Here is a 5,464-nt window from a genome sequence, read left to right as displayed (position 1 = left end):
CTCCTCCGGCTGGGCACCGGCGGCTCCGACGCCGCTCCCCTGCCGGCGCTGCGGGACCTCGTCGCCGCCAACCTGGGCACCATCCGCACCGAGTTCGGGCACTTCAGCCGGCAGGTCTCCGGCTACTCGCTGGAACACCTGCTGCCCGAGAAGGGCTTCGACGTCGCCAAGTTCTTCAGCGGCACCGAGGGGACGCTGGGCGTCATCACGTCGGCGACGGTGCGACTGGTGGCCGACGCCCCGGTGAGCATGATGGTGGCGCTGGGTTATCCGTCGATGCCGGAGGCCGCCGACGAGATGCCCACCATCCTCAAGCACTCCCCTGTGGCCTGCGAGGGCATGGACCGTCGTATCTACGAGGTGGTGGAGCGCCAGCACGGCAGCTCCGCCCTGCCCGCGCTGCCCCGCGGCGACGGCTGGGTCTTCGTCGAGCTGGTTGGTGAGGACCGTGACGAGGTGCGCGCCCGTTGCCAGGCGCTGGTGGATGCCTGCCATGCGCTCGAGGGCTGGGTGGTCGACGACCCGGCCCTGGCGGCGCAGCTGTGGAAGATCCGCGCCGACGGTGCCGGCCTGGCCGGGGTGAGCCTGGAGAACCCGGCCTATGCCGGCTGGGAGGATGCCGCGGTGCCGCCCGAGCGGCTGGGCGACTACCTGCGCGACTTCGACGCGCTGCTGACCGAGCACGGCCTGCAGGGCCTGCCCTATGGCCACTTCGGTGACGGCTGCGTCCACTGCCGCATCGACTTCCCGCTGGACCGGCCCGGGGGGCCGGCCGCCTACCGCCGCTTCGTCGAGGAGGCCGCCCGGCTCGCTGCCAGCCACGGCGGCTCGATGAGCGGCGAGCACGGCGACGGACGGGCCCGCTCGGCGCTGCTGCCGGCCATGTACTCCCCCGAGGCGATCGGCCTGTTCGGGCAGGTCAAGCAGCTCTTCGACCCGAAGAACCTGCTCAACCCGGGCGTGCTCGTCGATCCGGTTCCCGTCGAGGCGGACATCCGCGTCGCCGCGACCATCAACTCCCCGCTACGCCTGGAGGACCCGGACTTCGTGACCGCCGTGCACCAGTGCACCGGCGTCGGCAAGTGCCTGGCCGACTCCACCGCCGGTGGCGGCGTGATGTGCCCCTCCTTCCAGGCGACCCGCAACGAGAAGGACGCCACCCGTGGCCGGGCGCGCGTGCTGCAGGAGATGGTCAACGGTTCGCTGGTCAGCCAGGGGTGGCGGTCCCCGGAGGTGCACGAGGCGCTGGACCTCTGCCTGAGCTGCAAGGGCTGCTCGTCGGACTGCCCGACGGGGATCGACATGCCCTCCTACAAGTCGCGGGTGCTGTACGAGAGCTACAAGGGACGGCTTCGTCCGATGAGCCACTACGCGCTGGGCTGGTTGCCGCGCTGGGGCCGGTTGGTGACCAAGGTTCCCGGGGTGGGTGCCATCGCCAACCTGGGCACCCAGTTGCCCGGCACCAAGCACCTGATCCGCTGGGCCGCCGGGGTGGACCAGCGTCGCCCGATGCCCGAGTTCCGCGTTGCCGGCAGTGCCCGCAAGCAGTTCACCACGCTCCCCGAGCTTGTCGAGGGGACGATGGCCGAGCCCAACCCCACCACGCTGGCCGATAGCAAACCAACCACGATGGCTGAGCCCGTCGAGGCCACCCAGCACACCGGCGACACGACACCCAGCCCCTACGAGAAGCCCGAGGCGACCGCGGTGGCCGAGCCTGTCGAGGCCCTTCGCAAGGAGTGCGTCATCTGGGTGGACTCCTTCACCGATGCCTTCGTCGGCAACCAGCTCGCCGGGCTGGTGCAGACGCTGGTCCGCGCCGGTTTCGAGCCGCGGGTGCTGCAGGAGAATGCCTGCTGCGGTCTGACCTGGATCACCACCGGACAGCTCGACGGCGCGCGCAAGCAGCTCCGCAATGCGCTGGACATCCTCCATCCGATCGTCGAGGCGGGGATCCCGATCGTCGGGCTGGAGCCCAGCTGCATGGCCGTGTGGCGCAGCGACGCCAAGGAATTGCTGCACGGCGACGAGCGGGTGCAGCCGGTGGCAGACGGCATCCACACGCTGGCGGAGCTGCTGTCCACCGTCGAGGACCTGGAGCTCCCGGACCTTTCGGGGCACACCGTCATCGCGCAGCCGCACTGCCACCATGCGTCGGTGCTGGGCTGGGCCGCCGATGCCGCCATCCTGGAGCGGACCGGCGCCGAGGTCATCACGCTGGGCGGCTGCTGTGGTCTGGCCGGCAACTTCGGCGTCGAGAAGGGTCACTACGAGGTGAGCGTGAAGGTGGCCGAGCACGACCTGCTGCCCGCCCTGCACAAGCACCCCGATGCGATCGTGCTGGCCGACGGCTTCAGCTGCCGCAAGCAGGTCAAGGACCTGGAGGCCCGTGACGCGATGACCCTCGGCGAGCTGCTGGCGGCACATCGCTGAGTCCGGCGGGAGCCTCAATACGATGCGGTAGCTTCGAGCCCATGGGGTGGTGGTCGAGACGGGGGCCGAAGGCGCCCGAGCTGGTCTGGCGGGAGAGGTGGGACAACACTCGTCTGGGCACGACCATGCCCAGGTACCGCGCTCTGGGACTCTGTATCTCCGCCATCGACCAGACCACCACACCCACGGTCTACCGGATGCGCGGCCCACTCAGCGCGGCGGAGGTACCCGCAGGTGCTGTCCAGGAAGAGGTGTTGGCGTGGTTCCTGGCGTGTGAGCTGACAGTGCCGCTGATGCCGATGCTCGTGGGCGAGGACTTCTTCCACCCGATCTCCGAGGTGACCGGGTGCCCACAGATGGATCTGCCCGTCCCAGCCGAGGATGACCCCTATGACGGGCGCCTCTGGCGCGTCTTCGCAGCAGAACCGCGCTTTGCCAAGGCGCCGCTGGACGACGAGCTGTGGGCCTGGCTCGTCGAGCACACCAGCAAGCGAGACCCCCTCACCGTGTGGATCGACGGGCGTCGGGTGATGACCGGTTTCTCCGTGTCATCGCGCCGCAACAACGAGCGAGCGGCCACACTGCGCGCATTCAACACCCTGGTTCAGGAACGTCTGGACCTGGGGCTCCTGGATGACTTCGTGACCCCCGAACCGATCCTTCCCGATAAGGTGCTGCCCAGCGAATTCGTCCGTCGCGGGTGGCACGTCGGCCCACCCGGGCAGGAGATCCTCTTCCACCTGTGGGACGCGTGGCCCAACACCATGGTTGGCCGGCAGGTGACCGGAACCGTCGACGGCGTGGGCTTCGTCGCACTCGAGACCGCGACGGGAGGCGTCGTGCTGGTCCCCACCCTGAGGCCGGTGCCGGACCATGTGCACTATGCACGCAAGCCGCTGGTCGATCGGGGCAATGTGCACACCGAGTGGTTGGACTTCGACGACGACTTCGAGGTTCGGGCCGGAAACCAGCAGGTTGGGCACGGTGTCACGACCCCACGCCTGATGGCCTACCTCCACGACAACCGTGTGCGGCGCCTCGACGTGAAGCACCGCTGGGTGCAGGCCCGCGTCAAGAAGTTCAACGCAGAGCAGATCGAGGAGATGGCGCCCATCCTTGCCGGCAGCCGAGACCTGCTCCCCCGCCACGACCTCGGCGCAGATTGAGACCCTTCGGTTCACATTGAGGTGTTCCCACTGGCCTCAATGCGCACTTTTCCGCCTCAATGTGCCCCGACGGGGATGCCGTCCCAGGACGTCGAGCGCGAGGGTGACCGCCAGGATCTGGGTGAGCCCCAGACCTCCCCACACTGCGTGCGGCCAGATGAAGGAGTCCAGCACCAGGCATTCGCCGACGATCCAGCCGACCATGACCACGCCGGCGGCACAGTGTCCGAGCAACCACCAGTCGGAACGACGCACGTGCAGGGCAACGGCCGCCCACTGTGCTCCGCCGACGATCCCACCGAGCAGGAGTGCCGCCAGGACGTACTGACCCGCGAAGATCGTGTCCCGGAGCATGAACTCATAGGCCTGGGGGGTGAACAGCAGGGTGACGACACCGAGCACCGTCGACAGCGCCTGGAAGACGGCCAGGCCCAGATGGAGTGTGGCTGGGATCCTCATGATGCTGCCCTTTCGACGACGTGGGTCGTGGTGAAGTGCTCGACGTGGAGCCGCAACCGTTCACGGGCCAACTCCTCGTCGCCGGCCTCCGCGGCGATGAGGATCGCGAGCACGGGGCCCCAGAAGGCCAAGGCGACAGCCCGGGGATCGGCCGCAAGGAAGAGCCCCTGCTCCATCAGCGCGGCGAAGAGGATGCTCTGGTGGGCGACGGCATCGTTGACCATCCAGTCCCGCAGTCGTCGCCCGACCTCGGGTGTGCGGTACTGCTCCAGGGTGAGCACCCGGCGTGCCACGACCACGTCGGGATCATGCAGCCACGCGTCCATCAGGGCCTGGGCCACATGCAGCAGGGAATCCGAGCCCAACCCGGCCAGCTGGTCGGCCGCCCGCGTCGGATCGGTGAAGGAGACCTGCAGGCCAGCGGCGGTGCTTTCCATCTGGTCGCGCGCTCGGTCCAGGACTGCAGCCAGGATCTCCTCCTTGCTGCGGAAGTGCTTGTAGACCGAACTCTCCTTGATCCCGACGACCTGCGCCAGCCGGCGGATCGACGTCGCATCGTAGCCGCGCACGGCGAAGGACTCCTGCGCTGCCCGGACCAGCCGTTCCCTCGTGTCCATCGGACTCCCCTCCACAGAGGCTAACGATCGTTAGCCACATGAGAAGGATAGACCGCCATGGTCAGCTGAGCCTGTCGGGAACAACGACGGCCACCAAAGGGTTGTGCGGGCATGGAGATCGACACCTGGTCCGACATTGCGTGCCCGTGGTGCTTCATCGGGCTCACCCGTTTCCAGAAGGCACTCGATGGCTTCGAGCACCGCGACGAGGTGAGCGTGCGTCTGCACAGCTACCAGCTGGACCCGTCGCTTCCCGATACCTTCGCCGGAACCGAAGCCGACTACCTGGCTACCAGCAAGCAGATGCCGAAGGCCCAGGTGGAGCAGATGTTCGAGCAGGTGCGCGCCGCCGGCGCCACCGAGGGCCTCGTGCTGGACTTCGATCGCGTGCAGGTGGCGAACAGTCGCCGGGCCCATCGGCTCTTGCATGCCGCGCGCGTCGAGGACCAGCAGGGCGACACGATGCACCGGCTGAAGATGGCGCTGCTCAAGGCCCACTTCACCGACGGGGAGTCCACCGGCGATCCGGAGGTGTTGGTGCGGCTGGCCGTCGAGGCGGGCCTCGAGGAGGATGCCGCTCGCACTGCCGTCGGCGACGGCCCCGTGGCCGAGAAACTCGACCAGACCGTCCAGAACGACATCAACCTCGCCGGCCACCTCGGCATCCAGGGCGTGCCCTTCTTCGTGCTGGCCAACAAGTACGGCATCTCCGGCGCCCAGCCGGCCGAGGCCCTCGAGCAGGCACTCAGCCAGGCCTGGAGAGAGCTGCACCCGCAGGTCCAGCCGCTG

General features: G+C 68.5%; 5 protein-coding genes. 3 read left to right on the top strand and 2 right to left on the bottom strand.

Annotated elements, in window-relative coordinates:
- Positions 1–2,433: FAD-binding and (Fe-S)-binding domain-containing protein (locus tag ACHFFZ_RS00570; RefSeq protein ID WP_394274718.1), on the top strand; the 2,433-nt coding region annotated here is incomplete at its 5' end.
- A 125-nt stretch (positions 2,434–2,558) separates the two neighbouring features.
- Positions 2,559–3,599 (top strand): hypothetical protein, encoded by a 1,041-nt coding sequence (locus tag ACHFFZ_RS00565; protein ID WP_394274717.1) that lies wholly within the window; start codon positions 2,559–2,561, stop codon positions 3,597–3,599.
- A gap of 36 nt (positions 3,600–3,635) precedes the next feature.
- Here the strand turns inward: ACHFFZ_RS00565 and ACHFFZ_RS00560 are convergent, their stop codons facing one another.
- Positions 3,636–4,058 (bottom strand): hypothetical protein, encoded by a 423-nt coding sequence (locus tag ACHFFZ_RS00560; RefSeq protein WP_394274716.1) that lies wholly within the window; start codon positions 4,056–4,058, stop codon positions 3,636–3,638.
- Positions 4,055–4,675, bottom strand: a complete 621-nt coding sequence (locus tag ACHFFZ_RS00555; protein WP_123575040.1) for a TetR/AcrR family transcriptional regulator — start codon at positions 4,673–4,675, stop codon at positions 4,055–4,057. The genes ACHFFZ_RS00560 and ACHFFZ_RS00555 overlap by 4 nt, the downstream gene beginning before the upstream one ends.
- 111 nt (positions 4,676–4,786) lie before the next feature.
- On the opposite strand from ACHFFZ_RS00555, the gene ACHFFZ_RS00550 reads away from it, so the two are divergent.
- Positions 4,787–5,464 (top strand): DsbA family protein (locus ACHFFZ_RS00550; protein WP_394274715.1); only part of this gene is annotated, 678 nt, incomplete at its 3' end.

Origin of the sequence: Luteococcus sp., from assembly GCF_043424415.1 — a bacterium.
Taxonomy (GTDB): Bacteria; Actinomycetota; Actinomycetes; order Propionibacteriales; family Propionibacteriaceae; genus Luteococcus.
Note: the sequence above shows the minus strand (reverse complement) of the source record. Positions and strands in the feature narration are given on the sequence as shown.